This window comes from Methylobacterium sp. XJLW (genome assembly GCF_003254375.1).
GTDB classification, from domain to species: domain Bacteria; phylum Pseudomonadota; class Alphaproteobacteria; order Rhizobiales; family Beijerinckiaceae; genus Methylobacterium; species Methylobacterium fujisawaense.
Window position 1 is genome coordinate 2,156,414 of the sequence record NZ_CP016429.1, and the last position, 18,469, is coordinate 2,174,882.

12 protein-coding genes are annotated in these 18,469 nt (G+C 70.1%); 7 read left to right on the plus strand and 5 right to left on the minus strand.

Annotated features, from left to right (window positions below; genetic code table 11):
* Window positions 1-116 precede the first annotated feature (116 nt).
* Both A3862_RS09940 and A3862_RS09945 read right to left on the minus strand, forming a co-directional pair.
* Window positions 117-605, minus strand: coding sequence for a DUF4112 domain-containing protein (locus A3862_RS09940; RefSeq protein ID WP_043346332.1), 489 nt, complete (start codon window positions 603-605; stop codon window positions 117-119).
* A gap of 81 nt (window positions 606-686) precedes the next feature.
* On the minus strand, window positions 687-1,856 hold the full coding sequence (locus tag A3862_RS09945; RefSeq protein WP_236962069.1) for an aminotransferase: 1,170 nt from the start codon (window positions 1,854-1,856) through the stop codon (window positions 687-689).
* Window positions 1,857-2,197: 341 nt separating this feature from the next.
* Here A3862_RS09945 and A3862_RS09950 point away from each other — a divergent pair, with 341 nt between their 5' ends.
* The 7 genes from A3862_RS09950 (at window position 2,198) to zwf (ending at window position 15,349) form a co-directional block, all read left to right on the plus strand.
* Window positions 2,198-2,374 carry a hypothetical protein gene (locus tag A3862_RS09950; RefSeq protein ID WP_236952745.1) on the plus strand — a complete coding sequence of 59 codons (177 nt, stop codon included), beginning with the start codon at window positions 2,198-2,200 and terminating at the stop codon, window positions 2,372-2,374.
* A gap of 298 nt (window positions 2,375-2,672) precedes the next feature.
* Complete coding sequence (locus A3862_RS09955; RefSeq protein ID WP_111473559.1) at window positions 2,673-4,067, plus strand: MdtA/MuxA family multidrug efflux RND transporter periplasmic adaptor subunit; 1,395 nt, start codon at window positions 2,673-2,675, stop codon at window positions 4,065-4,067.
* Between the two features lie 274 nt (window positions 4,068-4,341).
* Complete coding sequence (locus A3862_RS09965) at window positions 4,342-7,467, plus strand: MdtB/MuxB family multidrug efflux RND transporter permease subunit (RefSeq protein WP_043759610.1); 3,126 nt, start codon at window positions 4,342-4,344, stop codon at window positions 7,465-7,467.
* 101 nt (window positions 7,468-7,568) lie between these two features.
* The gene (locus A3862_RS09970) at window positions 7,569-8,324 is read left to right on the plus strand and encodes an endonuclease domain-containing protein (protein ID WP_078947380.1); all 756 of its coding nucleotides are present in this window, start codon (window positions 7,569-7,571) and stop codon (window positions 8,322-8,324) included.
* Complete coding sequence (locus A3862_RS09975) at window positions 8,321-11,788, plus strand: efflux RND transporter permease subunit (RefSeq protein ID WP_043346320.1); 3,468 nt, start codon at window positions 8,321-8,323, stop codon at window positions 11,786-11,788. The genes A3862_RS09970 and A3862_RS09975 overlap by 4 nt, the downstream gene beginning before the upstream one ends.
* 191 nt (window positions 11,789-11,979) lie before the next feature.
* Window positions 11,980-13,530, plus strand: coding sequence for an efflux transporter outer membrane subunit (locus tag A3862_RS09980; RefSeq protein ID WP_442919054.1), 1,551 nt, complete (start codon window positions 11,980-11,982; stop codon window positions 13,528-13,530).
* Window positions 13,531-13,822: 292 nt separating this feature from the next.
* Window positions 13,823-15,349: a glucose-6-phosphate dehydrogenase gene (zwf, locus tag A3862_RS09985; RefSeq protein ID WP_043346314.1), complete on the plus strand. Its 1,527-nt coding sequence runs from the start codon at window positions 13,823-13,825 to the stop codon at window positions 15,347-15,349.
* A gap of 429 nt (window positions 15,350-15,778) precedes the next feature.
* Here zwf and rnhA read toward each other — a convergent pair whose 3' ends face one another.
* From rnhA to ispH, 3 genes are all read right to left on the minus strand, one after another.
* Window positions 15,779-16,264 (minus strand): ribonuclease HI, encoded by a 486-nt coding sequence (gene rnhA / locus A3862_RS09990; protein ID WP_052083696.1) that lies wholly within the window; start codon window positions 16,262-16,264, stop codon window positions 15,779-15,781.
* Window positions 16,265-16,271: 7 nt separating this feature from the next.
* The gene (locus A3862_RS09995; RefSeq protein ID WP_043759606.1) at window positions 16,272-17,237 is read right to left on the minus strand and encodes a homoserine kinase; all 966 of its coding nucleotides are present in this window, start codon (window positions 17,235-17,237) and stop codon (window positions 16,272-16,274) included.
* 102 nt (window positions 17,238-17,339) lie between these two features.
* Complete coding sequence (gene ispH / locus A3862_RS10000) at window positions 17,340-18,341, minus strand: 4-hydroxy-3-methylbut-2-enyl diphosphate reductase (RefSeq protein WP_043346311.1); 1,002 nt, start codon at window positions 18,339-18,341, stop codon at window positions 17,340-17,342.
* Between the last annotated feature and the right edge of the window lie 128 nt (window positions 18,342-18,469).

Below are 18,469 nucleotides of genomic sequence, written 5' to 3' on the forward strand. Positions count from 1 at the left end.
GGCCCGTGCCGCGCGCCATCCCGCTGCCCCGGGGCTTGCCCAGAGACTTGCCCAGGGACTCGCCCAGGGATTCGGGCAGCCCCAGGACCGGCCGGACGGGGAGCGGCTGAGGGGGCTCAGCCGTCGAGCCGGGTCGCGGTGCCCTCGATCTCGGTGGGACGCAGACCGCCGCTGCGCTCCATCCAGCGGCGCAGCAGACGGACATTGCGGCGGTTGGCCTTGAAGGCGGCGTCGAACAGGTCGCCCGCCAGCGGCACCGCACCGATCAGCCCGTCGAAGGCGACGTTCATCCCCATCCGGGCCAGCAGCCAGCGCGGCGCGCCCAGGCGCTTCGCCTCGTAGACGATGAAGGAGGAGATCACCATGCCGGCCACGTCGCCGATCACCGGCACGAGGCCGATCAGCGCGTCGAACCCGACCCGCCGGTTGATGCCCGGGATGACGAAGGCCGTGTCCATCAGGTGGGCCAGCGTCTCCAGCCGGGCGAGGCTCGCCTCCCGGCCGAGATCCGCCTTCAGGAAGGCGGGGTTGGAGGGCGTCGCGCCCCCGGGGAACGTCTCGGCACGGGCGAAACGCCCGGCCTGGGCAGCCTGGGTGAAGTCCATGGTCGGGATCCGTCGGGAAGCCATCGTCCGCAACGATGTGGCCCCCCGGTCGGATCCCCGCAAGGACGGGGCCGCCACGGGTCACGCCGCCCTCCCGGCAAGACCGCTCATGCGGTCGAGGGCCGCATCCAGGGTGGCGTCGTCCTTGGCGAAGCACAGCCGGACGATGTTGCGGACGGCGGCGTCCGGGTAGAAGGCGCTCACGGGGATCGCCGCGACGCCGTGCCGGGTGACGAGCGCCTCGCAGAATGCCGCGTCGTCGGCGTAGCCGAGATTCGCGACGTCGAGGTTGAGGAACCACGTGGCCCGGGCCGGCAGCACGGTGAAGCCGAGGCCGCGCAGGCCGTCCGCGAGCCGGTCGCGGGACCGGGCATAGCCGGCGCGCATGGCCTCGAACCACGGGGCCGGCTTGCCCAGCCCGTAGGCCACCGCCTCCTGGAGGTTTGGGGGCGTGGTGAAGGTGAGGAACTGGTGCGCCTTGGCGAGCCCGCGCATCAGCCGGGCATCGGCCATCACGAAGCCGACCTTCCAGCCGGTGAGCGAGAAGATCTTGCCGGCCGAGCCGATCTTGACGGTCCGCTCCCGCATCCCGGGCAGCGCCATCAGCGGCCGGTGGCGCGCACCGTCGAACACCACGTGCTCCCAGACCTCGTCGCAGAGCGCGGTCACGTCGAACCGCTGGCAGTAGCGGGCGAGCAGGTCGAGATCCTCGGGGGCGAACAGCGTGGCGCTCGGGTTGAGGGGATTGTTCAGCACCACGACGCGGGTCCGCGCCCCGAAGGCCTCCGCCAGCGCGGCCTCGTCGAGGCGGAAGGCCGGGGGTTGCAGCGCCACGATCCGCGGCACGCCGCCCGCCCGCCGCACGAGGGGCAGGTAGGCGTCGTACATGGGCGCGAACAGCACGACCTCGTCGCCGGGCTCGATCAGCGCCAGGAGCGCGCCGGCCAGCGCCTCCGTGGCCCCGGAGGTGACCATCACCTCGGTCTCCGGGTCGAGGACGAGCCCCTGGTGCCGCGCGTAATGGGCGGCGACCGCCTCCCGCAGGGCCGGCAGCCCCATCATCGGGGGATACTGGTTCCAGCCGTCGCGGAGCGCCCGCGCGCCCCGCTCGCGCACGTCCTCCGGCCCGGGATCGTCGGGGAAGCCCTGGCCGAGATTGATCGCGCCGTGGACCCGCGCGAGCCGGGACATGGTCTCGAACACCGTCGTGGGGAGGGCGTCGAAGACGGGGTTGATGAAGGCGGGCGTCATGCGGCGCGGCAGGGGGCGCGGCTGTGGGCGCCGGGCATCGAGGGTGTCGGCATCGCCGGCCTGTAGCATGGGCGCCGCGCGTTGCGGAATGTGCGCGGTCGCACAGACCCGGATTCCGACGCGCACGCACCGGCTGACGAATGTTGACATTCATCACCCGTATCTTAGATTCGGATCACGGCCGGAGCGGCGCACACGCCGACGGAGCTTCGCCCCCTCGCTCCGTCAGCGGGATTCCGCTCCGGTCCCCAAGAAGGGCCATCGACTTGCGGGTCGGTGGCCCTTTCGGCATGTCCGGAGGCGGCCGCTCCGATCGTCGGGCGGGTCTTCCGGATACGACGATGCGGCCTTCCTCACGCACGGTCCTCGGCTGCCTGATCCTGGCGCTGCTGATCGGCGGCGTCGGGATCGGCCTGCGCCGCGCCGTGACCGTCACCCCGGTGGATGACGCCTTCCGCGCGGTGCTGCGGGCCTATGCGGCGCCGGATGCAGCCGGCGGGACCCAGCAACACGACTGAAACGTCGCCGCCCTAGTGACGGCGCATTGGCCGGGCACCGGTAAGTGCACCGACAGGTGACCCCGTAGGTGAACCCGCAGGTGAACATGTCGCCGCGGTAAGGAGCCGTTCGGGGCCCGGACAGCTTTATGGGCGTATGCTCCCGCACACGGGATCGGAGCCGTCGGTTCCCGAGGGACAGGGCGGCTTCAGGACAGGTCTTCGGGACGCGGCGTTCCGGAGGCGGAGTGGGGGCTTCGACAGCGAGGGATAGGGTGCCGCCGGTCGCGCAGGCGACCGGCATGTGCTCTAGTCAGGCATGAACGAGAGTTCACCGATCCGGACCGACACGGCCCGGGCTTACCAGCCCGGCGAGGCGCCCGCGCGGGAGGTCCGGACGCGGCGCTTCCGGCCGATCCGCTGGCTCGTGATCCTGATGCTGCTCGCCGGCGCCGGGGCGATCGGTCATCGCTGGTACGAGGCGCGCACCGACAAGGGCGCGGAGCCCGCGACGGCGCACAAGGGCGGCGGCCGCGGCGGCCGGCACGGCGGCGCCGACATGCCGCAGGCGGTGGGCGTCGCGGCGGTCACGACCGGCGACATGCCGGTGGTGCTCCAGGGCCTCGGCACGGTGACGCCGCTGGCCACCGTGACGGTGAAGTCGCAGATCAGCGGCTATCTCACCCAGGTGAAGTTCCGCGAGGGCCAGACCGTGAAGGCCGGCGACGAACTCGCGCAGATCGATTCCCGGCCCTACGAGGCGCTGCTCGCCCAGTACCAGGGCCAGCTCGCCCGCGATCAGGCGCTCCTGCAGAACTCGAAGCTCGACCTGCAGCGCTACCAGACCCTGAACCGGCAGGACTCGATCTCGAAGCAGAACGTCGACACCCAGGGCGCCCTGGTGAAGCAGAACGAGGGCACGGTCGCGGCCGATCAGGCGCTGGTCGACCAGCAGAAGCTCAACATCGCCTACACGCACATCACGTCGCCGGTGGACGGGCGGGTCGGCCTGCGTCAGGTCGATCAGGGCAACTACATCTCGGCCGCATCCACGGCGATCGTGGTGGTGACCCAGCTCCACCCGATCTCGGTGATCTTCACCCTGCCGGAGGACGACGTGGCGCGGGTGATGCGGCAGGTGCGGGCGGGCGCGAAGCTGACCGTGCGGGCCTATGACCGCGGCGACGCCCACGAGATCGCCGCCGGCCGGCTCGACACGGTCGACAATCAGATCGACACGACCACCGGCACGGTGAAGCTGCGCGCGCTGTTCGACAACGGCGACGAGGAGCTGTTCCCGAACCAGTTCGTGAACGCCAAGCTCACCGTCGACACGGTGCGGGGCGCGGCGCTCGTGCCGAATGCGAGCCTGCTCCAGGGCACGCCCGGCACCTACGTCTACCTGATGGACGGGGACAACAAGGTCACGGTCCGGCCGATCAAGACCGGCGAGACCGACGGGACCAACACCGTGGTGGTCTCGGGCCTGAAGCCCGGGGATCGAGTCGTCACCGACGGCACCGACCGGCTGAAGGACGGCGCCCCGGTGCGGATCACGGAGGGCGCACAGGCGGCGGCAGGGGACGGGAAGGCCGCGGAGGCCAAACCCGACGGCAAGGGTGAGGTGAAGTCCGGCGCGCCGACCGACGCGGCGGCGGATGTTCAAGGGACAGCGGAGGGCGGTCGTCGGCACCGGCGCCGTCAGGCGCAGTGAGGACGGGTCTGGCGCGCGGGACCCGCGGCCTCCCCTCCCCCTTCCGCGGAGTCGGGGAGAATCTGGAAGGTCAGTCCCAGTCTCCTCCTCATCCTGAGGTGCGGCGACACCGCCTCGAAGGAGGGCTTCAGGGATCGCGCGCCCGGCTGGAGGGCTCCTTCGAGGCCTGCGCTGCGCTTCGGCACCTCAGGATGAGGGCGCGGATGGGACGTCCGTGCCCCCCGATTCAAGCCTCCCTGCAGCGCAGGCTGTCCGGCGCGGAAGGGTCGCGCCCATGAACCCGTCCCGCCTCTTCATCCTGCGCCCGGTGGCGACGACGCTGCTGATGCTGGCGATCCTGATCGTCGGCGGCGTGTCGTACCTGAACCTGCCGGTCTCGGCGCTGCCGGCCGTCGACTACCCGACGATCCAGATCCAGACCTTCTATCCCGGCGCCAGCCCCGAGGTGATGACCTCCTCGGTCACGGCGCCCCTGGAGCGGCAGTTCGGGCAGCTCGCCAACCTCAACCAGATGACCTCGCAATCCTCCGCGGGGGCCTCGGTCATCACCCTGCAGTTCAGCCTGGACCTGTCCCTCGACATCGCCGAGCAGCAGGTCCAGGCGGCGATCAACGCCGCCGGCAACCTGCTGCCCTCGGACCTGCCGGCGCCACCGATCTACGCCAAGGTCAACCCGGCCGACGCGCCGGTCCTCACCCTGGCGCTGACGTCGAAGACCCTGCCGCTCACCCAGGTGCGCGACCTCGCCGAATCGCGCCTCGCCCAGAAGATCAGCCAGGTGGCGGGGGTCGGCCTCGTGAGCATCTCGGGCGGCCAGCGCCCGGCCGTGCGGGTGCGGTTCAACGCCCGGGCGCTCGCCGCCTACGGGCTCAACATCGACGACCTGCGCACCACGATCACCAACCTCAACGTCAACACCCCCAAGGGCACGATCGACGGGCCGACGCAGTCCTACGCGATCAACGCCAACGACCAGATCCGCGACCCGAAGGCCTACAATTCGGCGATCATCGCCTACCGCAACGGCGCCCCGGTGATGCTCTCGGAGGTCGCCGACGTGGTCGAGGGGCCGGAGAACACCAAGCTCGGCGCCTGGGCCGACGCGACGCCGGCGGTGATCCTCAACATCCAGCGCCAGCCCGGCGCCAACGTCATCGCCACCGTCGACAAGATCAAGGCGCTGCTGCCGCAGCTCCAGGCGAGCCTGCCGGCCGCCGTGGCGGTGGCCCCGCTCACCGACCGGACCACCACGATCCGCGCCTCCGTGGAGGACGTGCAGTTCGAGCTGGGCCTCGCCATCGCGCTCGTCGTGCTGGTGATCTTCCTGTTCCTGCGCAGCCTGTCGGCGACCCTGATCCCGAGCCTGTCCGTGCCCCTGTCGCTGATCGGCGCCCTCTCGGTCATGGACCTCTACGGCTTCTCCCTCGACAACCTGTCGCTGATGGCACTGACCATCGCCACCGGCTTCGTGGTCGACGACGCCATCGTGGTGATCGAGAACATCGCCCGCCACGTGGAGGCGGGCGACTCGCCCCTGGAGGCGGCGCTCAAGGGCTCCCGCGAGATCGGCTTCACCATCATCTCGCTCACCGTCTCGCTGATCGCGGTGCTGATCCCGCTGCTGTTCATGGGCGACGTGGTCGGGCGGCTGTTCCACGAATTCGCCATCACGCTGGCGGCCACCATCATCATCTCGGCGGTGGTCTCGCTGACACTGGTGCCGATGCTGTGCGCGCGGCTCCTGAAGCACGTGCCCGAGGCCGAGACCCGCCGCCGGGAGGGCGTGCTCTCCCGTCTCGGCCGGCGCGCCATCGACGCCACCATCGCGTCGTACGGGCGCTCCCTGCGGGTGGTCCTCGACCACCAGGGCCTGACGCTGCTGGTGGCGCTCGGCACGCTGGGGCTCACCGTCTACCTGTTCGTGGTGATCCCCAAGGGCTTCTTCCCCGTGCAGGACACGGGCGTGATCCAGGGCATCACCCAGGCGGACCAGTCCGTCTCCTACGCGGCCATGGCCGAGCGCCAGCAGCGCATGGCCGAGATCGTCCTCAAGGACCCGGACGTGGCCAGCCTGTCCTCGTTCATCGGGGTCGACGGCCAGAACGTCACGCTCAATTCCGGCCGGATGCTGATCAACCTGAAGCCCCGGGATGAGCGCACGGCCTCGGCCAGCGCGATCATCCGGCGGATCTCGGCGGCGGTCGCGAACGAGCCGGGCATGCGGCTGTACATGCAGCCGGTCCAGGACCTGACCATCGACACGGCGGTCTCGGCGACCCAGTACCAGGTCATCCTCGAGAGCCCGAACATCGACGATTTCGAGACCTGGGTGCCGCGCTTCACCGCGGCGCTGGCGAAGTCGCCCGTGGTGGCGGACGTGGCGAGCGACCACCAGGGCCAGGGGCTCGCCGCCTACGTGACCATCGACCGGCCCACCGCCGGCCGCTACGGCATCACCCCGGCCACGATCGACAACGCCCTCTACGACGCCTTCGGCCAGCGCATCATCTCGACGATCTTCACCCAGTCCAACCAGTACCGGGTGATCCTGGAGGCCGATCCGAAGCTGCACACGACCCTGCGCAGCCTCGACGCGATCTACCTGCCCTCCTCCACGGCGACCAACGGGCAGGTGCCGCTCTCCGCGGTGGCGCGGATCAGCGAGCGGCGGGCGCCGCTCCTGATCTCGCATCTCGGCCAGTTCCCGGCCACCACCGTGTCGTTCAACCTCGCCCCGGGCGCCGCCCTCGGTCAGGCGGTCGAGGCGATCGACACGGTCAAGGCCGAGATCGGCCTGCCGCCCTCGTTCCGGGTGGTGCCGCAGGGCTCGGTCTTCGCCTTCCAGTCGGCGCTCGGCAACGAGCTGTTCCTCGTGCTGGCGGCGATCGTCACCGTCTACATCGTGCTCGGCGTGCTCTACGAGAGCTTCATCCACCCGATCACCATCCTGTCGACCCTGCCGTCGGCGGGGATCGGGGCCCTGCTCGGCCTGATGCTGTTCGGCCTGTCGCTCGACATCATCGCGGTGATCGGCATCGTCCTGCTGATCGGCATCGTGAAGAAGAACGCCATCATGATGATCGACTTCGCGCTCCAGGCGGAGCGCGAGGACGGGCTGGAGCCCCGGGAGGCGATCTTCCAGGCCTGCCTCCTGCGCTTCCGGCCGATCCTGATGACGACGCTGGCGGCTCTGTTCGCCGCGGTGCCGCTGATCCTGGGCACCGGCGTGGGCTCGGAGCTGCGCCAGCCGCTCGGCATCTGCATCGCGGGCGGCCTGATCGTCAGCCAGGTGCTGACGCTGTTCACGACGCCGGTGATCTACCTGGCGTTCGACCGGTTGGAGCGGCGGATTTCCGGGCGGCGGGGGCCCGGGTTGGAGCGTGGTGAGGTCCTGCCATGACGAAGCGGGACGTTTCCAAGGCATCCCCTCCCCCCTCTGCGGGGGAGGGTGGCCCCTGCGTCAGCAGGGGTCGGGAGAGGGGCAGCGCGACAGTTCAGGATATGGAACCCGTCGCGACCTTTCCGGATGCGTCGCTCCCCTCTCCCGACGTCCTTCGGGGGCCACCCTCCCCCGCAGAGGGGGGCGGGAGGGCGTGTGACAGGTCCGACTCAGGGTCACCTCGGAACGACCTGCGTTACGGCAGGCCCGATCCACGCCTGCGCGCCTTTGCCCGAGAGCAGCGGCAATCCTACACGCGGGCTGAGGATGCCTTCTGGCAGCAGGTGCGCGGCAGGCGCTTTCACGGCCTGAAATTCCGCCGTCAGGTTCCGATCCCGCCTTACATCGCCGACTTCCTCTGCGCCTCTGCACGGCTGATCGTCGAGCTGGACGGCGAGCCGCATGAGACGGAGGGACGCCGTCTCCGCGATGCGAAGCGCGATGCTTGGCTGAAGCGCCAGGGCTTCACGGTTCTGCGCTTCCCGAACGAGGTTGTGCTCAGCAATCTGTACGCTGTGCTGGAAGCGGTCGGTGCAGCTATCGCGGCGCGGTCAGGACGTAGCTCTTCCCTCCCCCCTCTGCGGGGGAGGGTGGCCCCCGAAGGGGGTCGGGAGAGGGGAGCGACGGTGCAGAATGCGGCCGCGCCCGTCATGAAGGCCTCGCCTTATCCAGAACCCGGGTCCCCTCTCCCGACCCCTGCTGACGCAGGGGCCACCCTCCCCCGCAGAGGGGGGAGGGAGAGATGCGGCATCGGTCGCTTCTCTTCCGGTGAGGATGCGCCAGCCAGCCACCCACCCCACGGGAGCCCCATCCCGTGAACATCTCCGAGCCGTTCATCCGGCGGCCGGTGGCGACCACGCTGCTCACGATCGGCGTGCTGCTGGCGGGCGTGTTCGCCTTCCTGAAGCTGCCGGTGGCGCCGCTGCCGCAGATCGACTTCCCGGTCATCCTCGTCCAGGCGCAGATGGCCGGCGCCTCGCCCGAGACCATGGCCACCACCGTGGCGGCGCCGCTCGAACGGCGGCTCGGCGCCATCGCCGACGTCAACGAGATGACGTCGACGAACGCCCTCGGCTCCACCCGGATCGTGCTGCTGTTCGGCCTGAACCGCGACATCGACGGTGCGGCCCGCGACGTCCAGGCCGCCATCAACGCGGCCCGCGCCGACCTGCCGGCCTCGCTCCGGCAGAACCCGACCTACCGGAAGTTCAACCCCGCCGACACGCCGATCATCATCCTCGGCATGACCTCGGAGACGCTCACCCGCGGGCAGGTCTACGATTCCGCCGCCACCGTGGTGCAGCAGAAGCTGTCGCAGCTGCCCGGTGTCGGCAATGTCGATATCGGCGGCTCGTCCCTGCCGGCGGTGCGGGTCGAGCTCGATCCCACGGCCCTGTTCAACTACGGCATCGGCCTCGAAGGCATCCGGGCGGCTTTGGCCTCGGCCAACGCCAACTCGCCCAAGGGCGAGATCGATGCGGGCGACCGCCGCTACCAGCTCTACGCCAACGACCAGGGCCGCAAGGCCGCCGATTACCGCGACATCATCGTGGCCTACCGCAACGGCGCCGCGGTGAAGCTCACCGACGTGGGGGAGGTGCTCGACGGGGTCGAGGACAAGCGCAACCTCGGCATCGTCAACGGCAAGCCCGGCGTGCTGCTGTTCGTCTACAAGCAGCCCGGCGCCAACGTGGTCGAGACCATCAACGCCGTGAAGGAGGCCCTGCCGCAGATCACCGCGGCGCTGCCGGGCGGCATCGACATCAAGCTCACCGGCGACCGCAGCGCCACGATCCGCGCCTCGCTCTCGGCCACCGAGGAGACGCTGCTGGTGGCGGTCGGCCTCGTCATCCTGGTGGTCTTCGCCTTCCTGCGCTCCTGGCGGGCGACCCTGGTCCCGGCGGTCGCCGTGCCGATCTCGATCATCGGCACCTTCTCGGCGATGTACCTGCTCGGCTACTCGCTCAACATCCTGTCGCTGACCGCGCTGATCATCGGCACCGGCTTCGTGGTCGACGACGCCATCGTGGTGCTGGAGAACGTCCAGCGGCACATCGAAGAGGGCAAGCCCCGGCTCCAGGCGGCGCTGATCGGCGCCCGGGAGGTCGGCTTCACGGTGATCTCGATGAGCCTGTCGCTCATCGCGGTGTTCCTGCCGATCCTGCTGATGGGCGGCCTCGTCGGGCGCATCTTCCAGGAATTCTCCGTCACCCTGTCGCTGTCGATCCTGATCTCTTTGGTCCTCTCGCTTACCACGACGCCGATGATGTGCGCCCGGCTACTCCGGGCCGAGGGGCACGGCCCCAACGGCGAACCCCCGGCGGGCCGCCGGCCGAACTGGCTGATCCGGATGCTGGAGGGCGGCTTCTCGCGTCTGCTCGGCGCCTACGAACGGACCCTCGCGGTGGCGCTCGCCCATCCGCGGCTCGTGCTGCTGAGCCTGCTCGCCACAGTCGGCCTCAACGTCTACCTCTACATCATCGTCCCGAAGGGCTTCTTCCCCGAGCAGGATACCGGGCAGATGATGGGCGGCATCCAGGCCGACCAGCGCATCTCGTTCCAGTCCATGGAGAAGAAGCTCAAGCAGGCGACCGCGATCGTCGGCGCGGATCCGGCGGTGGAAAGCGTCGTCGGCTTCACGGGGGGCCGCGGCACCAACTCGGCCAACGTCTTCGTCGGCCTGAAGCCGCTCAACGAGCGGGCGCCGATCTCCGCGGTCATGGCGCGGCTGCGGCCGAAGCTCGCGCAAGTTGCGGGGGCGCGCCTCTACGTCTTCCCGCGCCAGGACCTGCAGATGGGCGGGCGCCAGAGCTTCGCCCAGTACCAGTACACCCTTCAGGGCGACACCGCCGCGGAGCTGTTCGCCGCCGCCCCGAAGCTGGTGGCGGCCCTGCAGAAGGATCCGACCTTCGCGGACGTGACCTCGGACCAGCAGGAGGGCGGGCTGGAGAGCCGGGTCGTGATCGACCGGGCGACCGCGTTCCGCTATGGCATCACGCCGATCAAGATCGACAACACCCTCTACGACGCCTTCGGCCAGCGTCAGGTCTCGACGATCTACAATCCGCTGAACCAGTACCACGTCGTGATGGAGATCGCGCCGCGCTACCTGGAGACGCCGGAGACGCTCAAGCAGATCTACGTCTCGACCTCGGGCGGCAACGCGCCGGGCTCGGCCACCACCAACGCGGTCGCCGGCACGGTGGCGGCGGGCGGGACCGTCAACATCAACACGGCGACCGGCACCAGCAGCCCGGGCAGCGGGTCGTCGGCGAGTGCCGCGACCGGCGCCGCCACCGGCTCCGGGGCGGTGGGCGGCTCGGGCAGCGCGGGCGCCGTCGCGGCGGCGGCCGCCGCCTCCGCCACCAGCACGGCCGACACCGCCTCGAACGCCGCCGCCATCGCGTCCGACTCGGCCCGCAACGCCTCCTCCAACGCCATCGCGGCGAGCAAGGGCGGGGCCTCGTCGAGCGCGCCCGTCTCGGCCGCCAAGGAGACGATGGTGCCGCTCTCGGCCTTCGCGCGGATCGAGCCCGGCAGCGCCCCCGTGCAGGTGAGCCACCAGGGCCTGTTCGTGGCGACGACGATCTCGTTCAACCTCGCGCCGGGCAAGAGCCTGTCGGACGCCACCGACGCCATCGACCGGGCCATGGCCTCCCTGCAGCTCCCGGCCACGATCCACGGCGAGTATGCCGGCGCGGCCAAGAACTACGTCGCCTCGGCCTCCCGCCAGCCGCTCCTGATCCTGGCGGCGATCCTGGCGGTCTACGCGGTCCTGGGGATCCTCTACGAGAGCTTCGTGCACCCGCTGACGATCCTCTCCACCCTGCCCTCGGCCGGCGTCGGCGCCGTGCTGGCGCTGCTGGTGACCGGCACCGACTTCACCATCATCGCGCTGATCGCCGTGTTCCTGCTCATCGGCATCGTGAAGAAGAACGCGATCATGATGATCGACGTGGCGATCGATTCCGAGCGGACCCGGGGCGCGAATCCCGTGGACGCGATCCGCGAGGCCTGTCTCCTGCGCTTCCGGCCGATCATGATGACGACGCTGGCGGCCATGCTCGGCGCCGTGCCGCTGATCCTGGCCAACGGCGAGGGCGCGGAGCTGCGCCGCCCGCTCGGCATCGCCATCGTCGGCGGGTTGATTGTGAGCCAGATCCTGACCCTCTACACCACCCCCGTCGTCTACCTCACCCTCGATCGCCTCCGGCACAGGGTGCTCAACCGGCGCAGGCGCGCGGGACGGGGCGGAGAAGCGGCGCTGCCGGCCGGAGAGTGATGGTTAAGGTTTCACGTGAAACAGCGGCGGCTCCGGTCGGGTGTGAACATCTGTCCAACCCACGCCCTCATCCTGAGGTGCCCGCAGCAGCGGCCCCCGAAGGAGGGTTCCAGGGATCGCGCATCTGGCTGGAGCCGTCCTTCGAGGACACCGCTGCGCTCCGGCACCTCAGCATGAGGGCGCGGGTAGGCATGACGGCTGCGTCCGTCGGATTGTTGAGCCGCGAACCTGCCGCTGCCAATCGCCGGCGCCGCACCCTCGCATCCCTCCTCCTCGCCGCCCCGCTCCTCGCCGGCTGCGTGGTTGGCCCCGACTACACCCGGCCCTCTGTGGAGACGCCCTTCGCCTACAAGCAGGGCGGCGTCCGCGAGGACAGCCCGGCCTATGTCGCGGCGCGCAAGAACGGCTGGCGCGAGGCCCGGCCCAACGACGCCGTGGAGCGCGGCGACTGGTGGCGGGTCTTTCGGGATCCGAATCTCGACCGGCTGATCCGCCTCGTCGACGTCGACAACCAGTCCCTCCGGCAGGCGGTGGCGAATTACCGGCAGGCCCGGGCCCTCGTCGCCTCCGCGCAGGCCGCCCTGTATCCGACGGTGATCGGCGCGCCGAGCATCACCCGGACCGGCAGCGGCACCACCACACGCACCAACGTGGCGCTGCTCGGCCAGGCGAGCTGGGAGCTCGACCTGTTCGGCGGCACGCGCCGGACCATCGAGAGCGAGGCGGCCCTGGCGCAATCCGACGCCGCCACCCTCGCGCTGACCCGCTTGAGCATCCAAGCGGAGATCGCCGCCGACTACCTGACGGTGCGCTACGCGGATTCGCTCCAAAAGGTGCTCGAGGAGAACGTCGAGAATTTCAAGAAGACCTTGGCGATCACCGAGAACCAGTACGCCGCGGGCGTCGCGGCCCGGTCCGACGTGATCACCGCGCAGACCCAGGTCCAGACCATCGAGGCCCAGGCCATCGCGGTGCGCCTGACCCGCGTGCAGTACGTCAACGCCATCGCCACCCTGATCGGGCGCCCGCCCTCGGAGGTGTCGATCCCGGTGGCCGGAATCCCGCGCAATCCACCCGGCGTGCCGGTGGGCATCCCCGGCGACCTCCTGGAACGGCGCCCGGACGTGGCCCAGGCCGAGCGCCTCGTCCAGGCGCAGAGCGAGCGCATCGGCGTAGCGGTGGCGGCCTTCTTCCCCACCGTGACCATCTCGGCCCAGGGCGGCATCTCGGGGGCGACCCGCAACGGCCTGCTCTCGGCCGCCAACCAGGTCTGGTCTGTGGCGGCCTCCGGCAGCGAGGTGTTGTTCGACGGCGGCGCCCGCACGGCGGCCCTGCGCTCGGCCGAGGCCGGCTACGATTCTGCTGTGGCCGGCTACCGGCAGGTGGTGCTGGCCGCCTTCGCCGAGGTCGAGAACCAGATGGCGGCCCTGCGTATCCTCGGCCAGCAGCAGAAGGCGCAGGACACCGCCGTGGACCTGTCGCGCAAGGCCGTGGAGATCACCCTCAACGAGTACCGGGCCGGCACCCAGAACTTCACCACGGTGGTGACCGCGCAGAGCCTGCTCGTGAACAACGAGGTCAACGCCCTCCAGGTGCGGCTGAGCCGCTTCACTGCGGCGGTCACGCTGATCCGCGCCCTCGGCGGCGGGTGGGACGTGCGCTCGCTGCCGAGCGATTCCGAGCTGAAGGGTCCGAGCCTGCCGATCGACCGGGGCGGGCAGGCGGTGCGCCCCGACGAGTAGGGATTTGCGGGCGCGGGCGGCCGGCTTCCGGTCGAGGCCGTCCGGTGATGCAACCCTCCGCATCGGCGCGACGTCGCAAAGCGGCCCAGAGTCCGGCGGCGTCGAAGGGCGTGACGGTGTCGGTCGCCCCGGAAGACGTGGCTGTGGGCTCAGGGTTCGAGGAACCGGGTATGCATGCGGGGTTCCTTGATCCTGGACCCGGCGCAGCATAGCCCCATAGGCGCCGGAACGGGCCTCGCCGTAGCGGGTTGTCAGGCCGGTTTGCCGCACTGCAGCCAGACGGGAGTCAGGGATGGCCGAGCCGACGACAGCCCTCAAGGATACGGCAGCCTGCGGCACGCAGCCGGCACCGCCCTGTACGCTAGTGATCTTCGGGGCCGGTGGCGACCTGACGAAGCGCCTGCTGATGCCCTCGCTCTACAATCTCGCGGGCGCGGGGCTCCTGGCCGAAGGCTTCTCGATCCTCGGCATCGACCACAACGACGGCACTGACGAATCCCTCCGCGACAACCTCACCCAGACCCTGGAGGCGTTCAGCAAGGACCCGACCTCGGAGTTCCACGCCGACCACATCGACCCGAAGAGCTGGGGCTTCATCCGAGACCGGCTCCACTACCTCAAGGGCGATTTCGAGAAGCCCGAGACCTACGCGGCCGTGAAGCAGAGGGTCACCGGCAGCGCGGTGTTCTACTGCGCGGTGGCGGCCCGCTTCTTCGGGACCATCGTGGACGGGCTCGGTCAGGCCGGGCTGCTCAAGCAGGAGGGCGACGGCTTCCGCCGCGTGGTGATCGAGAAGCCGTTCGGCTCCGATCTCGAATCGGCCCGGGCGCTCAATGCCCGGATCCTCAAACAGGGCGACGAGAGCCAGTTCTACCGGATCGACCACTTCCTGGGTAAGGAGACCGTGCAGTCGATCATGGCGTTCCGCTTCGCCAACGGGCTGCTGGAGCCGGTCTGGCGGCGGGAATACATCGACAGCATCCAGATCACGGCGGCCGAGACGGTGGGCGTCGAGGAGCGCGGCGGCTTCTACGAGCCGACCGGGGCGCTGCGCGACATGGTGCCGAACCACATGTTCCAGCTCCTCTGCATGGTCGCCATGGAGCCGCCGAACTCCTTCGACGCGGAGGCCGTGCGCACCGAGAAGGCCAAGCTCGCCGAGGCCGTGAAGCCGATCCCGCCCGAGGATGCGGTGCGCGGCCAGTACACGGCCGGCACCTCGGAGGGGCGCGACGTGCCCGCCTACCGGGACGAGCCGCACGTGGCGAAGGACTCGGTCACCGAGACCTACATCGCCCTGAAGCTCAACATCGAGAACTGGCGCTGGGCCGGGGTGCCGTTCTACGTCCGCACCGGCAAGCGCATGACCGGGCGGCGCACCGAGATCGCGGTGCTGTTCAAGCCGGCGCCGTTCAAGATGTTCGAGGACACGCCCACCGCCGATCTCGCGCCCACCGTGATGCGGATCCAGATCGATCCCGATCACGGGGTCAGCACCGAATTCAACGTCAAGGTACCGGGGCCGCAGATGGCGATCGGCCGGGTCCGGTCCGGCTTCCGCTACAAGGACTTCTTCGCCGACCGGCCGAATGTCGGCTACGAGACGCTGCTCTACGATTGCATGACCGGCGACGCGACGCTGTTCCAGCGCGCCGACAACATCGAGGCCGGCTGGGCGGCGGTCGATCCGCTGCTCAAGGGCTGGCCGCAGGGAGAGGTGACCTTCTATCCGGCGGGCAGTGCCGGCCCGAAGGAAGCCGACGCACTCCTGGCTCGCGACGGCCGCCACTGGCTGGGTCTCGACGGCGAGACCGACTGAGAAGGGGCCGCCTGATCGGTTCTCCGCCAGGCGGCCGTACGATAGCCTTCCCCAAAGCCTTCCCCATTCGTGAGGATGCGACAGCCTTCCGGCGTCGAGAGGGTTGCCTCGGGCGGGGGCGCGTCACCGTCGACAGGCGCTTTCCGGACCGCGACGCCATCGACGATCTGACGGCGTTCGACAACCCGGCTCCCGCCATCGCCCTCGACGAGCGGTTCGCGAAGAGCGGCCTGCTGGAGGGATCGTCCCGCGCTCGATCGACCCGGCCGTCTGCCCAGCGGGCGGGAGCCGGTCGTGCACCGTCGTTCCGTCATCGCGCACGATGTGGCCGACGCGACCATCCGCTTCCTGCACGGCGCTCCGCCGTGGCCGCCGAGCGGGAAACGAGGGCGCGGTCGTGGTCGCGGAGCGCTGAACCCGGATCCGGTTTCAGCGGCGCTTGAACGGCAGCATCGCGGCGACGGCGAGCGCGTCGACCCGGTTGTTGAGCGGGTCGCCGGCATGGCCCTTCACCCAGTGCCACGCCACGTCGTGCCGCTCGCGAGCGGCGTCGATCCGCCGCCACAGATCCTCGTTCTTCATCGGCTTCTTGTCGGCGGTGCGCCAGCCCCGGGCCTTCCAGGCGTGGATCCAGCTGGTGATGCCCTGGCGCAGGTACTGGGAGTCCGTGAACCGGTCGACGCGGCAGGGGCGCTTCAGGGCCTCCAGCGCCTCGATCGTCGCCAGGATCTCCATGCGGTTGTTGGTGGTGTGGGCCTCGCCCCCCGAGAGCTCCTTCCGGGTGTCGCCGAAGATCAGGATCGCGCCCCAGCCGCCGGGCCCGGGATTCCCCGAGCAGGCGCCGTCCGTGTAGATCGTGACGCGCTTCGGCTCGGCCGCGGCCTGGCCGCCCGGCCCGGTCGCGTCGGCGCTCACCGGGCCCTCAGCGCGGCCGCCCGTAATCTCGCGCGTCCTGGGCCTGCCGGTGGAAAGTGAGCCGGCGATCGAATTCCCGCGGATCCTTCGGCTTCACCAGGGCGCCCGGGGGCACGTTCAGCCAGTCCACCAGCCGGGTGAGCATGAAGCGGAGCGCGGCGCCCCGGCACAGGATCGGCAGGGCCGCGACCTCGGCGGATTCGAGCGGCCGCACCGCCTCGTAGCCGGCGATCAGCCCGGCCGCCATGTCTCGGTGGAAGGTGCCGTCGGCCTCGAAGCACCACGCGTTGAGGCAGACCGCGAGGTCATACGCGAAGGCGTCCGTGCAGGCGAAGTAGAAGTCGATCAGGCCCGACAGGGCATCGCCGATGAAGAAGACGTTGTCGGTGAACAGGTCCGCGTGGATCACGCCGCTTGGCAGATTCCGCGGCCAGTGTGCCTCGAGGACGGCGAGGTCGGACCGGGTGCGCGCCGCGAGACCGGGCTCGACCGAATCGGCCTGGTCCTCGGCCTGCGCGAAGAGCGGCCGCCATGCGGAGACCGAGAGGTTGTTCTCCCGCACCATCGGGAAGTCCCGGCCGGCGGCGTGCAGCTCGGCCAGCGCCCGGCCGAGCGCCCGGCAATGCTCGACGCCCGGCGTCTTGACCGAGACGCCCTCCAGGAAGCTCACGATGGCGGCGGGGCGGCCGCAGAGCTGTCCGAGGGCCTGGCCGGCCCGGTCCCGCACGGGCTGCGGGCAGGCGAGGCCGCGGGCCGAGAGGTGCTCCATCAGCCCGATGAAGAACGGCAGGTCCTGTTCCCGGACCCGCTTCTCGTAGAGGGTCAGGATGTAGGAGCCCTGGGTGGTGTGCAGGAAGAAATTCGAGTTCTCGACCCCCTCTGCGATGCCCTTGAAGGAGAGCAGGCTGCCGATCGCGTAGGCGGACAGGAAGTCGGCGAGCGCCGCGTCGGATACCTCGGTGTAGACGGCCACGTGTTCGCGCTCTGATTTCGGAAGGTCAACATGGCAAGGGGCGCCGAAGCGCCCCCGCATAGAGCATGCCGAGCCTCAGGCCCGCGTGTCGGCCTGGACCGCCTACTCGGCGGCCTCGCTGCGCAGCTCCCGCGGCAGCGGGAAGACCATGTCCTCGATCACCGTCGAGACCGTGTCGACGATCACGTCGTAGCGGGCCGCGAACGCGTCGATGATCTCCTCCACCAGCACCTCGGGCGCCGAGGCGCCGGCGGTCAGGCCGAGCTTGCGGATGCCCTCGAAGGCCGGCCAGTCGATCTCCTCGGCGCGGAGCACCAGACGGGTGATCGGGCAGCCGACGCGTTCGGCGACCTCGCGCAGGCGCTGCGAGTTCGAGGAGTTCGACGAGCCGACGACGATCAGAGCGTCCACCAGCGGGGCCACCTGCTTCACCGCCTCCTGGCGATTCGTGGTGGCGTAGCAGATGTCGTCCTTGTGCGGCCCGGTGATGGTCGGGAACTTCTTCTTCAAGGCGTCGACGATGTGCCTTGTGTCGTCCACCGACAGGGTCGTCTGGGTGACCCAGGCGAGGTTGTCGGGATTGTCCGGGGTGAGAGCCGCGATCTGGTCGAGATCCTCAACGAGGGTGATCGAGCCCTTGGGCAGCTGGCCCATGGTCCCCACCACCTCCGGATGCCCGGAATGGCCGACCAGCAGCACGTGGCGGCCGCGCTTGTGATGGATCTCGGCCTCGCGGTGGACCTTGGTCACCAGCGGGCAGGTGGCGTCGATGGTGGTGAGCCCGCGCGAATCGGCGTTGGCCGGCACGGTCTTCGCCACGCCATGGGCGGAGAAGATCACCGGGGCGCCGCCGTCCGGCACCTCGTCGAGTTCGCGGACGAACACGGCGCCCTTCCGCTTCAGGCTCTCGACCACGTACTTGTTGTGCACGATCTCGTGACGGACGTAGACGGGCGGCCCGTAGATGGCGAGAGCCCGTTCCACGACATCGATGGCCCGCACCACGCCGGCGCAGAAGCCGCGGGGGGCGCAGAGCAGGATTTCCAGCGGCGGCTTGCCGGCGGTGCCCGGAACGGGCTCGGTGGTCGCGATTTCGACGGTCATGAGGGGGATGTGGCGAGGGCGGGGCGGTCCTGTCAACAGGACTGGCCCAGGAACCGGGCGGGAAGAGGGAAGCGGAGCCGCTCTGTAGCACGATTGCCGCGGGAATTGGACCCGCGCCGTTCGCAGAG